At 37.0% G+C, this 16,031-nt stretch carries 14 protein-coding genes; 12 read left to right on the forward strand and 2 right to left on the reverse strand.

Annotated elements, in window-relative coordinates; all coding sequences use genetic code 11:
• Nucleotides 1-136 precede the first annotated feature (136 nt).
• The 7 genes from ACZ1AQ_RS09230 (at nt 137) to uvrB (ending at nt 10,045) form a co-directional block, all read left to right on the forward strand.
• On the forward strand, nt 137-2,359 hold the full coding sequence (locus ACZ1AQ_RS09230; protein ID WP_489632624.1) for an NADP-dependent isocitrate dehydrogenase: 2,223 nt from the start codon (nt 137-139) through the stop codon (nt 2,357-2,359).
• A gap of 128 nt (nt 2,360-2,487) precedes the next feature.
• Nucleotides 2,488-4,899, forward strand: a complete 2,412-nt coding sequence (locus ACZ1AQ_RS09235; protein WP_489632625.1) for a TonB-dependent receptor — start codon at nt 2,488-2,490, stop codon at nt 4,897-4,899.
• 5 nt (nt 4,900-4,904) lie between these two features.
• A complete protein-coding gene (locus tag ACZ1AQ_RS09240) occupies nt 4,905-5,726 on the forward strand; it encodes a DUF4249 domain-containing protein (RefSeq protein ID WP_489632626.1) in 822 nt (273 codons plus the stop codon).
• A 22-nt stretch (nt 5,727-5,748) separates the two neighbouring features.
• Complete coding sequence (locus ACZ1AQ_RS09245; RefSeq protein WP_489632627.1) at nt 5,749-6,195, forward strand: DinB family protein; 447 nt, start codon at nt 5,749-5,751, stop codon at nt 6,193-6,195.
• Between the two features lie 65 nt (nt 6,196-6,260).
• Nucleotides 6,261-6,923, forward strand: a complete 663-nt coding sequence (locus ACZ1AQ_RS09250; RefSeq protein WP_489632628.1) for a thiamine diphosphokinase — start codon at nt 6,261-6,263, stop codon at nt 6,921-6,923.
• Nucleotides 6,924-6,966: 43 nt separating this feature from the next.
• The gene (gene rlmF, locus ACZ1AQ_RS09255) at nt 6,967-7,914 is read left to right on the forward strand and encodes a 23S rRNA (adenine(1618)-N(6))-methyltransferase RlmF (RefSeq protein ID WP_489632629.1); all 948 of its coding nucleotides are present in this window, start codon (nt 6,967-6,969) and stop codon (nt 7,912-7,914) included.
• Between the two features lie 139 nt (nt 7,915-8,053).
• Complete coding sequence (gene uvrB / locus ACZ1AQ_RS09260) at nt 8,054-10,045, forward strand: excinuclease ABC subunit UvrB (protein ID WP_489632630.1); 1,992 nt, start codon at nt 8,054-8,056, stop codon at nt 10,043-10,045.
• Here uvrB and ACZ1AQ_RS09265 read toward each other — a convergent pair.
• Nucleotides 10,042-10,488 (reverse strand): tellurite resistance TerB family protein, encoded by a 447-nt coding sequence (locus ACZ1AQ_RS09265; RefSeq protein ID WP_489632631.1) that lies wholly within the window; start codon nt 10,486-10,488, stop codon nt 10,042-10,044. The two genes, uvrB and ACZ1AQ_RS09265, sit on opposite strands and share 4 nt — an antisense overlap.
• 11 nt (nt 10,489-10,499) lie before the next feature.
• Between ACZ1AQ_RS09265 and ACZ1AQ_RS09270 the strand changes: the two genes are divergently transcribed.
• From ACZ1AQ_RS09270 to ACZ1AQ_RS09290, 5 genes are all read left to right on the forward strand, one after another.
• Nucleotides 10,500-11,312, forward strand: a complete 813-nt coding sequence (locus ACZ1AQ_RS09270) for an alpha/beta hydrolase (RefSeq protein WP_489632632.1) — start codon at nt 10,500-10,502, stop codon at nt 11,310-11,312.
• 30 nt (nt 11,313-11,342) lie between these two features.
• Nucleotides 11,343-12,353 (forward strand): dipeptide epimerase, encoded by a 1,011-nt coding sequence (locus tag ACZ1AQ_RS09275; protein ID WP_489632633.1) that lies wholly within the window; start codon nt 11,343-11,345, stop codon nt 12,351-12,353.
• A 5-nt stretch (nt 12,354-12,358) separates the two neighbouring features.
• A complete protein-coding gene (locus ACZ1AQ_RS09280; protein WP_489632634.1) occupies nt 12,359-13,387 on the forward strand; it encodes an aminotransferase class I/II-fold pyridoxal phosphate-dependent enzyme in 1,029 nt (342 codons plus the stop codon).
• Between the two features lie 207 nt (nt 13,388-13,594).
• A complete protein-coding gene (locus ACZ1AQ_RS09285) occupies nt 13,595-14,047 on the forward strand; it encodes a DUF1456 family protein (protein WP_489632635.1) in 453 nt (150 codons plus the stop codon).
• Nucleotides 14,047-14,703 (forward strand): oxidoreductase, encoded by a 657-nt coding sequence (locus ACZ1AQ_RS09290; RefSeq protein ID WP_489632636.1) that lies wholly within the window; start codon nt 14,047-14,049, stop codon nt 14,701-14,703. The genes ACZ1AQ_RS09285 and ACZ1AQ_RS09290 overlap by 1 nt, the downstream gene beginning before the upstream one ends.
• 51 nt (nt 14,704-14,754) lie before the next feature.
• Here the strand turns inward: ACZ1AQ_RS09290 and sucC are convergent, their stop codons facing one another.
• The gene (gene sucC, locus ACZ1AQ_RS09295) at nt 14,755-15,948 is read right to left on the reverse strand and encodes an ADP-forming succinate--CoA ligase subunit beta (RefSeq protein WP_489632637.1); all 1,194 of its coding nucleotides are present in this window, start codon (nt 15,946-15,948) and stop codon (nt 14,755-14,757) included.
• Nucleotides 15,949-16,031: the final 83 nt, after the last annotated feature.

The following is a 16,031-nucleotide window of genomic DNA, read 5'->3' on the forward strand; positions in this document are numbered from 1 at the left end:
CAAGAATTATGATATTTTTATAGCAAAATCAGGGAGTAATTACATTCGATTTCCATATATTTGTCCGCCTTATTTTTTTGCACTTTTCGCAAAGTAAGACACACATCTAAGTGATTTCGATTAAAAAAAAAGAAAAATGACACAAAAATCAAAAATTTTTTACACCCTTACAGATGAAGCGCCATTGTTGGCTACTTACTCTTTTTTACCAATTGTTCAAGCATTTACTGCCACATCGGATATAGAAATTGAAACAAGAGATATTTCGCTGGCTGGAAGAATTTTAGCCAATTTTCCAGAATTTTTAAAAGAAGATCAAAAGACAAGTGATGCCTTACTAGAATTAGGTAAACTAGCAACTACACCAGAGGCTAACATAATAAAATTGCCAAATATTTCTGCTTCAGTACCTCAACTCAAAGCAGCTATTGCTGAATTACAAGCACACGGTTATGCCGTACCAAATTTTCCAGAAGACCCTCAAACAGAAGAAGAAAAAAACACAAAGGCTAAATACGCCAAAGTGTTAGGTTCTGCTGTGAATCCAGTTTTACGTGAAGGAAACTCTGATCGTAGAGCTCCAAAAGCGGTGAAAAATTACGCCAAAGCCAATCCACATTCAATGGGCGCTTGGTCTTCTGAGTCTAAAACGCACGTGGCTTCAATGGAACAAGGTGATTTTTACGGAAGTGAACAATCAGTTACTGTTAGCCAAGAAACTGATGTAAAAATTGAATTCGTAGGAACAGACGGAACCACTACAGTTCTTAAAGCAAGCACTCCATTGAAAGCTGGAGAGATCATCGACAGTTCTGTAATGAATATTGCTGCTTTAAAAAGTTTTGTAGCCAAAACAATAGAAGAAGCAAAAGCACAAAACATCTTACTATCCGTTCACTTAAAAGCTACAATGATGAAGGTGTCTGACCCTATCATTTTTGGAGCTATTGTTGAAGTGTATTTTGCTGATGTTTTTGAAAAATACGCAACACTTTTCAATGAATTAAATATTGATACTCGTAACGGTTTAGGTGACGTTTACGCAAAAATAGCTGGACACCCACAACAAGCTGAAGTAGAAGCTGCCATTGATGCTGCAATTGCTAATGGTCCTGCTTTGGCAATGGTGAATTCAGACAAAGGAATCACCAACCTACACGTACCATCAGATGTAATTGTAGATGCTTCTATGCCTGCAATGATTCGTACTTCGGGTCAAATGTGGAATAAAGAAGGAAAGCCACAAGATACTGTAGCTATCATTCCGGACCGAAGTTATGCTGGTGTTTATACTGCAACTATTGATTTTTGTAAAAAACACGGAGCTTTTGTACCGACTACAATGGGAAGCGTACCTAACGTAGGTCTTATGGCTCAAAAAGCAGAAGAATATGGCTCACACGATAAAACCTTCCAAATTCAAGGAGAAGGAGTGGTTCGTGTAGTAACTACAGAAGGAACTGTCTTAATGGAACAAAAAGTGGCTAAAAATGATATTTTCAGAATGTGTCAAGCCAAAGATGCTCCAATCCAAGACTGGGTAAAACTTGCGGTAAACAGAGCACGTCTATCAGCTACTCCAGCGGTTTTCTGGTTAGACAACAACAGAGCGCACGACAGAGAATTGATTGTAAAAGTTGAAAAATACCTAAAAGACCACGATACAACAGGATTAGACATTCGTATTTTAAACCCTATAGAAGCGACTAATTTCACTCTAGAGCGCATCATCAAAGGATTAGACACTATCTCTGTGACTGGAAATGTATTGCGTGATTACTTAACCGATTTATTCCCAATCTTAGAAGTTGGAACTTCAGCCAAAATGCTTTCTATCGTTCCATTGATGAATGGTGGTGGTTTATTTGAAACTGGCGCTGGAGGTTCTGCTCCAAAACACGTAGAGCAATTTATTGAAGAAGGCTACTTACGTTGGGATTCTCTTGGTGAATTCTTGGCTTTGGGCGCTTCATTAGAACATTTAGGGCAAACACTACATAATTCAAAAGCGATTGTCTTAGCAGAAGCCTTGGATGTGGCTACTGAAAAATTCTTAGCCAACGACAAATCTCCTTCTAGAAAAGTAGGTGGAATTGACAATAGAGGTTCTCATTTCTACTTAGCGATGTATTGGGCTGAAGCTTTAGCTGCTCAAGATAAAGATGCTGATTTAAAAGCAATTTTCTCGCCTATTGCAGCTGAATTTATTGCTAATGAATCACAAATCAACGGCGAACTAATTGGTGCTCAAGGAAAACCTCAAACTATCGGAGGGTACTACCAACCGAATCCAGAATTGACGAGTAAAGCGATGCGACCAAGCACCACTTTCAATACGATTTTGGCAAAAATTGCATAGTCATACAATAAGTAAATAATAAAAAGACAACTGGAAACGGTTGTCTTTTTTTGTTAACCATACATTAACAGTTGTACACTAGTAATTAACCCAAAAAATCGTCTACTTTGTAGTATTAAAATCAATCTATGAAAAATTATTGTTTTACGGTTTATACATTCTTCATACTATTTGCTTCAACTTTTTTCTATGCGCAAGAAAACACCAATTCTAATTCAACTAGAGAAAAATTTACGTTAAGCGGAACCATTACTGACCAAAACAGTAATGAGACATTAATTGGTGTCAATATTTTTTTTCCTGAATTAAAAACAGGCGTAACTACCAACGAATATGGTTTTTATTCCATTACACTTCCCAAAGGAAAACACCAAGTTCAAATTTCTTATTTGGGCTACAAAACGGTAAATGAAACCATCGAATTAACGCAAAACACCAAATACAATTGGCCTTTGTTGAATGAAGACAATGTACTCAAAGAAGTCATCATCACTGACGACAGAACCAAAACCGACATCAGAAAACCCGAAATGAGTGTAAATAAACTCTCGATTTCTGCCATTAAAAAAATGCCTGTGGTTCTAGGAGAAGTAGATGTACTGAAATCCATTTTATTACTCCCTGGAGTGACCAATGCTGGAGAAGGTGCTTCTGGATTTAATGTGCGTGGTGGTGGAGCAGATCAAAATTTGATTCTGTTGGACGAAGCTACTATTTTTAACTCATCACACGTTTTTGGTTTTTTCTCAGTTTTTAATCCCGATGCTATCAAAGATATTCGACTCTACAAAGGCGGAATTCCATCTCGATACGGAGGAAGAGCTTCCTCTGTTTTAGATATTTATCAAAAAGACGGAAGCAGTAAAAAATTCCATATGAATGGGGGTATTGGTTTAATCTCAAGTCGTCTTCTTGCAGAAGGTCCATTGGTAAAAGACAAAGGTTCCTTCCTGATTGGTGGTCGTGGGTCCTATGCCCATTTGTTTTTGAAATTATCTCCAGAACAAAAAGATAATGCCGCTTACTTTTATGACCTAAATGCAAAATTCAGTTATAAATTAACCGAAAACGACAATTTATATCTTTCTGGATATTTTGGCCGAGACGTTTTTAGCCTTAATAAAAGTTTTACCAATATTTATGGTAATTCAACGCTAAACTTACGTTGGAATCATTTGTACTCTGACAAGCTATTCTCTAATCTTTCCTTGATTTATAGCGATTACTATTATGGTTTAGACCTTGATTTTGTGGGTTTCAAATGGGATTCAGGCATCAAAAACTATAATATAAAATACGACTTCAAAGACTACTTAACCGACTCGTTCAAATTAAACTACGGGCTGAACGCAATTTATTACGACTTCAATCCGGGCACCATTGTTCCATCTAATAGCACTTCTGGCATTAACCCAGATCAATTGGATAAAAAATACGCCTTTGAACCCGCCATCTACATCAGTGCCGATCACGATTTAAGCAAAAAAGTGAGTATTTCTTATGGATTACGCTACAGTTTGTTTTATCGCTTAGGACAATCTACAGTCAATATTTATGCGAATAACAATCCTGTTCTTTTCAATACTGACCTACAATTGTATGAAAAAGCAACGCCAATTGATACAAAATTTTATGGCAAAAACGATGTGATTCAAAGTTTTGACAATTTTGAACCAAGGTTTTCTGCCGCTTATCAATTCAATGACACCCAATCGGTAAAAGCAAGTTACAACCGAATGGTGCAGTATTTACAGTTAATTTCAAATACCTCATCACCTACTCCACTCGATGTTTGGACGCCGAGTGATAACTTTATTAAGCCTCAAATTGCAGACCAAGTAGCGCTTGGATATTTCAAAAACTTCAATGACGGAATGTACTCATTAGAAGTAGAAACCTATTATAAAAAAATAAAAAACCGTATAGATTACATTGATGGAGCACAATTAATAGCCAATAAGGCCTTAGAGCAAATCATTTTGAATGGTAGAATGCGAGCCTACGGATTAGAAATTTTATTGAAGAAAAACGAAGGCAAACTCAACGGTTGGATTTCGTATACCTTATCAAGATCCGAACAACAAACGCCGGGCAGAACGCCACTAGAAACAGGAATTAATAATGGTCAATGGTATAAATCTGTTTACGACAAATTACATAATTTGGCAGTAACTAGTTCTTATACTTTGAACGAGAAATGGAGCTTTGGAGCTAATTTTGCTTTACAAAGTGGTCAACCAGTTACCTATCCTGAAGGACAATATGAGTATTTAGGAATTACTGTTCCAAGCTACGGATTGCGCAACGAAAATCGTTTACCTGCTTATCATCACTTAGATATTGCTGCTACGTTAACTCCAAGAAAAAACAACAATCGCAACTACAAAACCGAATGGGTTTTTAGTATTTACAATCTGTACAACAGAAGAAATGCGGCGTCAATCAACTTCAGACAAAACATTGACACTGGTAATAATGAAGCAGTAAGAACTTCAATTTTTGGTATTGTTCCAGCTGTGAGTTATAATTTTAAATTTTAAGCATTATGCAAAAGATCACTTTCTTTTTCGTTTTTATACTAGCCACCTTATTCGTAGGATGTGAAGATGTAGTTGATGTAGACCTAAACACTGCTCCACCAAAATTAGTTATTGAAGCTTCCATCAATTGGCAAAAAGGGACTTCTGGGAATCAGCAACGCATCAAATTAACTACAACAACGGATTATTTCAGTAGTACAATCCCTAAAGTTTCAGGAGCAATTGTGACCATTACCAATAGCACTAATACAGTTTTTAATTTTGTAGAAGTACCAAATACAGGCGAATATTTCTGCTCGAATTTTGTCCCTGTAATCAATGAAACTTATACTTTGACTGTGGTTAGTAAAGGACAAACCTATACCGCAACAGAAACTTTACAACCTGTGGCTCCAATTACCAAACTAGAACAAAAAAATGACGGTGGTATTACAGGTGATAAAGTTGAAGTGAAAACATTTTATAATGATCCTTCTGGTATTCCCAATTATTATTTGTACAAATATGTATACTCCAATCAGGTAAAATCAAATCTCTATGTAGACAGAGACGAATTTTTTGATGGGAATGAGTTTTTTAGTATTTCGCAAAATGACGAACTTAAAAAAGGAGACCAAATCCAAATTACCCACTATGGTATCTCAAAAGCCTACTATAACTATATGAGTATTTTGGTAAGCATTGCGGGTAATAATGGCGGAGGTCCTTTTCAAACACCCCCAGCTACGGTTCGAGGAAACATAATCAATACTACAGACAAAGCGAATTATCCTTTGGGCTATTTTTCCTTAAGTGAAATTGACTTTAGAAGTTATACGATTCAATAATACTCTTTTCAAGTATCTTTTTATGCTAATTCAGACCTTACAAACACTTTTCAAAAGGGATTTGACTTCCTTAAAAAGAGAAATAAATGCCTATCAAAACGAGGCTGCAATCTGGGCTACTGACCAACAAATCAACAATTCGGCAGGCAATTTATGCTTGCATCTTATTGGCAATCTCAATACTTATATTGGAGCTGAAATTGGTAAAACAAATTATATTAGAAATAGAACCTTAGAATTTTCTGCAAAAAATAGCTCCAAATCAGAATTGATTCAAAAAATTGATGAAACCATAACTGTTGTTCATCAAGCACTTAATCAACTATCAAAAGAAGATTTAGAAACAGAATATCCATTGTTAGTTTTAGACAAAAAGACCTCTTATGGTTTTTTCTTAGTGCATCTTGCTTCGCATCTAGCCTATCATTTGGGACAAATTACCTACCACCGCAGACTACTTGATGCATAAGAAATGAACTAGCTCAATAACTTTTGTACATTTGTTTCGAATAATCTTAAATCTAAATCCAAAAAATGTCCTCACATCACATCGTTCGCGACGACCAAGAACCGGCGTTAATTATCGCCAATGGAGCTTCTTGTCAGCCCGAATTATTGGGTCAATTATTAGAATGGTCACCTTTGGTTGTTGTGCTTGACTCAGCCATAGAACGCGTGATGCATCTTGACATTAAAATCGATGTGCTCTTGGGGGACTTTGATCGTGATTTTGATCCAGAGGTTTATAAAACCAAACAATATCCGTTGGAAATTGTGCACACTCCGGATCAAAACAAAACCGATTTAGAAAAAGCATTAGACTATTTAATCGAGCGAAAAATTCCTTCAGTCAATATTGTTTGGGCTACAGGAAAAAGAGCCGACCACACCATAACCAATCTCACAAATATCGTACGCTACCGCGATTTAATCAAAATTGTGATTTTAGATGATCATTCCAAAATATTTCTTCTACCCAACAAATTCGAAAAATGGTACACGGCAGGCACACCTATTTCGCTAATCCCAATTGGCGTGGTAAAAGGTATTCATTCTAAAAACTTAGTGTATCCTTTAGCAAATGACACCTTGACGATTGGGTACAGAACTGGCAGTAGCAATGCTGTCGCGTCCGATGGATTGGTCACAATTGAACATTCTGAAGGCGATTTATTACTGATGGAGTGCATGGATTAAATTACAAAAAAGGAATGCCTATCTTTGCACCGAAATTTAGAAAATGAAACGTACCAAGCAGCCCGAGAAAAAAAACCTACATCCAAGAAATCAGCACCGTTTAGGATACGACTTTGATTCCTTAATAAAGATCTTGCCTGAACTCAAAAATTTTGTAGGTATTAATGAACATCAAATTCAAACGCTAGATTTTAGTAATCCTGATGCCGTAAAAGCATTGAACAAAGCATTATTACTGGCGCATTACGACATTCAATATTGGGAGATTCCTTCTACTTTTCTTTGCCCTCCCATTCCAGGTAGAGTAGATTACATTCATTACTTAGCCGATTTGTTGGCCCAAAGTAATAATGGTATTATCCCAAAAGGAGAAACTGTTCAGGGCTTAGACACTGGCGTAGGTGCGAATTGTATTTATCCTATTCTAGGAAATGCGGTTTATGGCTGGAGTTTTGTAGGCACAGATATCGATGAAAAAGCGATTCAAAATTGCAAAAAGATTATCGAGAAAAATCCAAAACTAATCGATGCTATTAGCTTACAGTTACAGACAGAACCTCGCTTTATTTTCAAAAACATAATAGAATCTGAAGATAAATTCGCTTTTACCATTTGCAATCCTCCCTTTCATAATTCAAAAGAAGAAGCCACAAAGGTAGCTTTACGAAAAGTCAATAATTTAAGTACCAACAAAACCACTACACCTACTTTAAATTTTGGTGGACAAAACGCTGAGTTATGGTGTCCTGGAGGTGAATTGGGTTTTATCACTCAAATGATTTACGAAAGTGCCAAATATCCTATGCACTGTCTTTGGTATACTACTTTGGTCTCCAAACAAGCACATTTGAATAGTTTGTACAAGACCCTAAATAAAGTAAATGCTGCCAACATCAGCACCATTGATATGGCACAAGGCCAAAAAACGAGCCGCATCTTGGCGTGGACTTTTTTGACCGAAAAGCAACAAAAGGAATGGAAGTTTGAATAGACTATATACGTACAATTTAGCTTTTCTCAACGAATAAATACTTAACAAAATCAGACGAATCCAAAAGTAGCAGTCTCATTTCGTTAAAAAAGATAGTATCTTTGAATTCAATCGTACAGCACTTTAGCATCTTCAACTAATGAAACTACAAATTGTATCAGATTACCAACCTACGGGTGACCAACCTCAAGCGATAGAAAAATTAGCACAAGGCATCCTTGCTGGTGAACCATTTCAAACGCTGCTTGGAGTTACTGGGTCTGGAAAAACATTTACGGTTGCAAACGTCATTCAAGAAGTACAAAGACCTACCCTAATTCTTGCTCACAACAAAACATTGGCAGCGCAGTTGTACTCAGAATTCAAACAGTTTTTCCCTAATAATGCGGTGGAGTATTTTGTTTCGTATTACGATTATTACCAACCCGAGGCGTTTATGCCCGTTACGGGAGTTTTTATAGAGAAAGATTTGTCAATCAATGAAGAGTTAGAAAAAATGCGTTTGAGCACGACTTCTTCTTTATTGTCTGGACGAAGAGATATTATAGTAGTCGCCTCGGTTTCTTGCATTTATGGTATTGGAAATCCCGTGGAATTTCAAAAAAACGTAATTGCCATAGAAGTCAACCAAATGATTTCAAGGACTAAATTGCTACACAGTTTAGTTCAAAGTTTATATTCTAGAACCGAAGCTGAATTTACCCCAGGAAATTTCAGAATTAAAGGTGATACGGTAGAAGTCTATCCAAGTTATGCGGATGATGCGTTTCGAATTCATTTTTTTGGTGATGAAATTGAAGAAATTGAAAGCTTTGATACCAAAACCTCCCAAGTCATTGAACGTTTTGAAAAATTGACGATTTATCCCGCCAATATGTTCGTGACTTCGCCAGATGTGTTACAAAATGCCATTTGGGAAATCCAGCAAGATTTAGTAAAACAAGTAGATTACTTCAAAGAAATAGGCAAACATTTAGAAGCCAAGCGCCTCGAAGAACGCACCAACTTCGATCTAGAAATGATTCGCGAATTGGGTTATTGTTCAGGAATTGAAAATTATTCACGATACCTTGACGGAAGAGAAGCGGGCTCAAGGCCTTTCTGTCTATTGGATTATTTTCCTAATGATTATTTGTTAGTAGTCGATGAAAGTCACGTGACTTTATCACAGGTGCAAGCTATGTATGGTGGCGACCGTTCTAGAAAAGAAAACTTGGTAGAATATGGCTTCCGACTTCCAGCAGCTATGGACAACAGACCTCTGAAATTCGAAGAGTTTGAAGCCCTTCAAAATCAAGTTATTTATGTGTCGGCAACACCTGCGGATTATGAATTACAAAAATGTGATGGCGTTTATGTAGAGCAAATCATTCGTCCAACTGGCTTGTTAGACCCGATTATCGAAATTCGTCCAAGTTTGAATCAAATTGATGATTTAATCGAAGAAATACAAGTACGTTGTGAGTTAGACGAGCGTGTTTTGGTCACGACTCTAACCAAAAGAATGGCAGAAGAATTAGCTAAGTATTTGGCAAAAGTTTCCATTCGTTGTCGCTATATTCATTCTGATGTTGACACCTTAGAACGTATCGAAATCATGCAAGATTTAAGAAAAGGCTTATTTGACGTTCTGATTGGCGTTAATTTATTGAGAGAAGGATTGGATTTACCTGAAGTGTCTTTGGTTGCCATTTTGGATGCCGACAAAGAAGGTTTCCTTAGAAGTCATCGTTCACTTACTCAAACCATTGGTCGTGCGGCTCGAAACTTAAACGGAAAAGCGATTATGTATGCCGATAAAATTACAGCGAGTATGCAAAAAACGATTGATGAAACCAATTATCGCCGTACCAAACAAATCAATTACAACACCCAACACAATAAAGTACCACAAGCTTTAGATAAAAAAATAGACAGTGCATTTACCAAAAATCCACTGGTGGAATACGAATTAGGACATACTATTGCAAAAGCAGCAGAACCAGACACCACTTACCTTTCGAAACCAGAATTGGAAAAATTAATTCGTGAAAAACGAAAAGCTATGGAAAAAGCCGCAAAAGATTTGGATTTTATGCAAGCTGCCAAGTTCCGAGATGAAATTAAAGCATTACAAGAAAAACTCTCTTAATTGTGTTGTTCTTGAAACATTCCTAACAATGCTTTAGCATCAATCATAGCGTTTGGAGATTCCTGCATCATTTGCAAAACTCGTTTGGTAGCTCCAGGATTTAATCCCATATCAATGGCTATTTGACGAATCGCAACGGACTCTTTTTCGTGCAAAACACCATCACAATGCATAATCAGTGCCAAACGATAGAACTGCTGAATACGCTTAAATTCTGATTTAATAGGCAAATGAGGTAACTCTTGATGAAACAAATCAGAATATTCTGCTCTGGTAAAACCCAATTCTTTGGCTACAATCCAAATAAAATCCAACTCGCGTTGATGCAATACACCGTCTACAATAGAAAAACTTATCATTTCTAAAAGTAAACTTCTTTTTTCTTCAAAACTATTCATCAATTCCTTATTTTTAGCTAAATTATTATTTTTAAATGTATCCACAAAATTCAATTATGTCTAAAAAAACAATCCTCTTTTTTTGCTTCTTTTTTCTGGTGATGAAAGGATGGGCACAAGAAACCACAGCTACTTCTCAAGTCAGTACTTTTAATATAGTATCTCCCGAATTACAAACGACAAAAAAAATCTGGCTGTATTTACCCAAAAATTATAGCGCTACCAAGAAGAAATATTCCGTGATTTATATGCCCGATGCCCAAAATTTATTCGATGCTAAAACTTCCTATAGTGGCGAATGGAATATTGATGAAAAACTAGACAGCTTAAGCGCACAAGTAATCGTAGTGGGAATTGAACACGGAAACGAAAAACGACTCGAGGAGCTTACTCCTTATCCTCACGAAAAATACGGTGGTGGCAAGGCGAATCAATATTTAGATTTTATTGTCAACACTTTAAAACCTAGCATCGACAAAAAATACCGCACCAAAACTGATAAAACGCACACACTTATAATTGGCAGCTCCTTGGGTGGATTGACCGCTTTTTACGCTACGCTAAAGTATCCCGAAGTTTTCGGCAAAGCAGGCGTTTTTTCTCCTGCCTTTTGGATTAATAGAAAGGACATTATCGCATTAACAGAACAAACTCAAAAGCTAAAAACAAAGTACTATTTCCTTTGTGGAGATCAAGAAGGCGATGATAACAGTATGGTCAAAGACTTGAATACAATGGAAAACATCATCAATACCAAACGTTGTACTTGTAAACATTTGAACAAAAAAACCATCATAAAAGGCGGTAAACATAACGAAAAGTTATGGCGAGATGGTTTTGTTAAAGCGCTACTTTGGTTGGGCTACTAATCCTTTTTTAGAACAGTAAAATTTTATGTTATGCAACTAATCCTTCGCGAATACAACCTAAAACTAAAACACACCTTCACCATTTCAAGAGAATCTATCGATTTTCAACCTTCACTTATTGTAGAATTGCAAAGCGAAGGATACTCAGGATTTGGCGAAGCAACCTCCAACCCTTATTATCACACCACAGTTCCAATGATGCGTGCGGATTTGGAAAACATTCGTTCGTTGATAGAAAACACAACAACCGAAACTCCCGAAGAATTTTGGAACAAAGTACATCCTTTTTTGAAAGAGGATATGTTTGCGCTTTGTGCTTTAGACTTGGCTTACAATGATTTATATGCCCGCAAAAAAGGCAAAAAATTATACGAACTTTGGAATTTTACTACCGATAAAAATCCTTTAACAGATTATACTATTGGCATCGCTTCTATTGAAAAAATGGTTGCCAAAATGAAAGAACTCCCTTGGCCTATCTATAAAATTAAATTAGGAACCCAAGAAGACATCGAAATCGTAACCGAATTACGAAAACATACAGACGCCATCTTCAGAATCGATGCAAACTGCGGTTGGAGCGTTGAAGAAACCATTTCTAATTCCATAGCTTTAAAAAAACTCGGGGTGGAATTCTTAGAACAACCTATGAAAGCCGATAATTGGGAAGCACATAAAGAAGTATACAAACACTCCGCTTTGCCCATCATTGCCGACGAGAGTTGCATCATCGAATCCGATGTAGCCAAATGCCACAACCATTTCCACGGCGTAAATGTCAAATTAGTAAAATGTGGCGGTCTTACTCCTGGCAAACGTATGCTGGAAGAGGCCAAAAAACTAGGACTAAAAACTATGGTAGGCTGCATGACAGAATCTACAGTAGGCATCTCAGCCATAGCCCACCTACTACCACTACTGGATTACGTAGATATGGACGGAGCGCTACTACTAGATAAAGATATTGCCACAGGAGTAACCATTACTTACGGCAAAATTGATTACCCAGACGGAAACGGAACTGGAGTGACTCTTTTATAATTCGTATGAAAGTCCATCAATTCCCCAATCGTACAATCGAAATTAACCAAGAAACGTTCCTTTATTTTGGAGGAACGGCTTATCTTGGTTTACCAACTTTACCCGAATTTCAAGAAATCATTTTCAAAAATATCCAGCGTTGGGGCACCGCATACGGAAGTTCAAGAAACGCAAACGTCCAATTGAGCGCCTACGACACTGGCGAAACTCACCTTGCACAATTCATTCAGGCCGATGCTGCAGTTACCGTTTCATCAGGAATGCTAGCAGGCAAACTAACTATAGATTTTTTAAGCACAAGTACAGATGTTTTTTACCATTTTCCAAATGCTCATCCCGCCATTCAAAGAAAAGACAGCATCCCTTTGTTGGCAGAAAACGAGTTGAATCCAAGGATTTTAGACAATAAAAAAGAAAAAATCACCATCGTTACAGATGCGGTGCCTTCGTTTCAAACACAAGCCATAGACCTAAAAATTCTCGATAGCATTCCCTCCCACAAAGAAATCACTTTGGTTGTAGATGAATCACATTCTATCGGAATCCTAGGCAAAAACGGGTCAGGAATTTATTCGAGTATCACCAATCCTAACATCAAACGCAAAATTTTGGTCGCCTCACTTGGCAAAGCTTTTGGATTAACAGGCGGGGTAATTGCTAGTGACTCCAATTTTATTCAGCAAATCAAAAATTATGACACCTTTGTCGCGGCCGCTGGAATGAATCCTGCCTATGTACAAACCCTTGCCGAAACTGGGCACTTAGTACAACAGCAACTTCAAAAATTACAGGACAACTTAAACTATCTCGCCCAAGATTTACAACCCAGCCCCAAAATCAATTTCACCGCAAACTACCCTTCCATTTACTTAAATTGGGACAAGAGCTACGATATATTGTTGCAAAACAAAATCGTAATCACCCATTTTGATTATCCCTCAGACCAAAAAACCTTGAACCGAATCGTCATTTCCGCCAATCACCAAAAAGAAGACCTTGACCAACTAGTTAAGGTTTTAAATTCCTTTTCATAGGTTTTAGGAGCAGGAAAAAAAGGCTTTTATGCCATCATAGAACCCGTCATCCGCTATATCTTTCCTTTTTTAAAGGAAAAAAGCAAAGGATGCCGCTACTACCGGGGCTAAAGGGAAACATCTAGCCTCTTTGTAAACATCAAATTCAGACTCGAATATACCGTCGCTCTATTTTTAAACTGTACCTTTGTAAAAAATTAAAAGAATATGACCAACAACGATATTTTCAAAAAATTACGCGTAGCCTTAATGTTGCGTGACGACCAAATCGTTGAAATCCTAGAATTAGTAGATTTCAGAATATCAAAATCAGAATTGGGTGCCTTTTTCCGCGACGAAAAACATCCCAACTATATGGAATGTGGCGACCAAGTATTGCGTAATTTCCTTAACGGATTAGTAATTCACTTACGAGGCACCAAAGAAAACCCAAAAGTACCTACTGAAGTTTTAGCCAAACACAGAGCTGAAATCCCAGCAAAAGACGGAGCCGTAAAACGACCAGAGTTCAAAGCCAAACCAAAAGATGCAGAACAAAGCCGCGGAGACAAAAAGCCAGCAAGCAAAAAACCTTTCAAAAAAAGTAATAAAGCAGCTGCTCCAAAAATTCAAGTGGTAGAAAAAGTAAAATTCAACAACGGCAAGCATAAAAAATCATAATGAAAACAGCTCTAGTTATTGGCAGTACAGGACTTATTGGTTCACAGCTAGTAGATATACTCTTAGAAAGTGAACACTATCAAAAAGTCATCATTTTTGTAAAACGAGAATCTGGAAAATCACATCCCAAACTAGAGCAACACATCATCAACTTTGATGCTCCCGAAACCTATCAGCATTTTGTAAAAGGCGATGATTTATTTTGCACCATTGGTACCACCATCAAAAAAGCGGGAAGTCAATCCGCCTTTCGAAAAGTTGATTACGAATATCCTATTGCATTTTCAAAAATTGCAAAGACGAACAACATTAAGCAATTCCTAATTGTTTCTTCCTTGGGCGCCAACAAAGACTCGAACAACTTCTATTTAAAAACCAAAGGAGAAATGGAAACAGAACTAGCCAAAGCTAATTTTGAAACCACAGTCATTGTTAGACCTTCATTATTACTAGGACAACGCTCAGAATTCAGATTAGGAGAAAAAATAGGCGCTATTTTTATGAAAGGATTTTCATTTGTACTATTAGGAAGCTTAAAAAAATACCGCGCTATAGAAAGTTCCACTGTTGCAAGAGCATTATATCTTTTGGCACAATCCAGTCTAAAAGGCTACACCATTTACGAATCGGATGAACTTCAAAACATCGGAAAATAAAAAAGCCTGTTCATAACGAACAGGCTTTTCAATATATAACTAGATTGTAAATTAAGACAATGCAGCTTTAACTTGGTCAGCAGCTTCTTGAAACTCAACTGCAGAAAGAATTGGCATTCCTGAATTATCAATTAATTCTTTTGCTATAGCAGCATTAGTTCCTTGTAAACGCACAATGATTGGCACTTTTATAGCATCACCCATATTTTTGTAAGCATCTACAACACCTTGTGCTACACGGTCACAACGAACAATTCCACCAAAAATATTGATTAAAATTGCTTTTACGTTTGGATCTTTTAAGATAATACGGAAAGCAGTTTCTACACGTTTTGCATCAGCAGTTCCTCCTACGTCTAAGAAGTTAGCAGGCTCAAAACCAGCATACTTAATCAAATCCATAGTTGCCATAGCCAAACCAGCTCCGTTTACCATACAACCAACAGTTCCGTCAAGATCTACATAGTTCAATCCTACTTCTTTTGCTTCTACTTCGATTGGATTTTCCTCACGAATATCGCGCATATCGGCATATTTAGGTTGTCTATACAAAGCATTATCATCGATATTCACTTTAGCATCTACAGCCATAATTTTATTATCAGATGTTTTTAACACTGGGTTAATTTCGAACATCGAAGCATCTGAACCAATGTAAGCATTGTATAGAGAATCGATGAATTTCACCATTTCTTTGAAAGCGTTTCCTGAAAGCCCTAAGTTAAAAGCAATTCTTCTTGCTTGAAAACCTTGTAAACCTACAGCTGGATCTACTTCTTCTGTAAAAATTAAATGAGGAGTATGCTCAGCCACTTCTTCGATATCCATTCCACCTTCAGTAGAATACATAATCATGTTACGACCTGTAGCACGGTTCAATAAAACTGATACATAAAATTCAGAAGTTTCACTCTCTCCTGGATAGTACACATCTTCAGCTACTAAAACTTTATGCACTTTTTTACCCTCAGCAGAAGTTTGTGGTGTAATCAACTGCATTCCGATGATTTGTTCCGCTAACTCTTCTACTTGTTGCAAGTTTTTGGCCAATTTTACTCCACCACCTTTTCCGCGTCCACCTGCGTGAATTTGAGCTTTGATTACATGCCATCCAGTACCTGTTTCGGCAGTTAATTGTTTTGCAGCAGCAACTGCTTCAACTGCATTATTAGCAACGATTCCGCGTTGAATACGAACGCCGTAGCTTGCTAAAATTTCTTTTCCTTGATATTCGTGTATGTTCATATGTATATAAAATTTGACCGAACTCTGAAAACGTTCCAGAATAAAGTGCGACAAAAATAGAAAATTAAACTCAAATAGAATTA

Source organism: Flavobacterium sp. UM26 (assembly GCF_057922445.1).

Bases quoted from the DNA above. Each gene is read 5' to 3' on its own strand.
- ACZ1AQ_RS09230 (WP_489632624.1), top strand. From the start codon at position 137: ATGACACAAAAATCAAAAATTTTTTACACCCTTACAGATGAAGCGCCA.
- ACZ1AQ_RS09235 (WP_489632625.1), top strand. From the start codon at position 2,488: ATGAAAAATTATTGTTTTACGGTTTATACATTCTTCATACTATTTGCT.
- ACZ1AQ_RS09240 (WP_489632626.1), top strand. From the start codon at position 4,905: ATGCAAAAGATCACTTTCTTTTTCGTTTTTATACTAGCCACCTTATTC.
- ACZ1AQ_RS09245 (WP_489632627.1), top strand. From the start codon at position 5,749: ATGCTAATTCAGACCTTACAAACACTTTTCAAAAGGGATTTGACTTCC.
- ACZ1AQ_RS09250 (WP_489632628.1), top strand. From the start codon at position 6,261: ATGTCCTCACATCACATCGTTCGCGACGACCAAGAACCGGCGTTAATT.
- rlmF (WP_489632629.1), top strand. From the start codon at position 6,967: ATGAAACGTACCAAGCAGCCCGAGAAAAAAAACCTACATCCAAGAAAT.
- uvrB (WP_489632630.1), top strand. From the start codon at position 8,054: ATGAAACTACAAATTGTATCAGATTACCAACCTACGGGTGACCAACCT.
- ACZ1AQ_RS09270 (WP_489632632.1), top strand. From the start codon at position 10,500: ATGTCTAAAAAAACAATCCTCTTTTTTTGCTTCTTTTTTCTGGTGATG.
- ACZ1AQ_RS09275 (WP_489632633.1), top strand. From the start codon at position 11,343: ATGCAACTAATCCTTCGCGAATACAACCTAAAACTAAAACACACCTTC.
- ACZ1AQ_RS09280 (WP_489632634.1), top strand. From the start codon at position 12,359: ATGAAAGTCCATCAATTCCCCAATCGTACAATCGAAATTAACCAAGAA.
- ACZ1AQ_RS09285 (WP_489632635.1), top strand. From the start codon at position 13,595: ATGACCAACAACGATATTTTCAAAAAATTACGCGTAGCCTTAATGTTG.
- ACZ1AQ_RS09290 (WP_489632636.1), top strand. From the start codon at position 14,047: ATGAAAACAGCTCTAGTTATTGGCAGTACAGGACTTATTGGTTCACAG.
- sucC (WP_489632637.1), bottom strand. From the start codon at position 15,948: ATGAACATACACGAATATCAAGGAAAAGAAATTTTAGCAAGCTACGGC.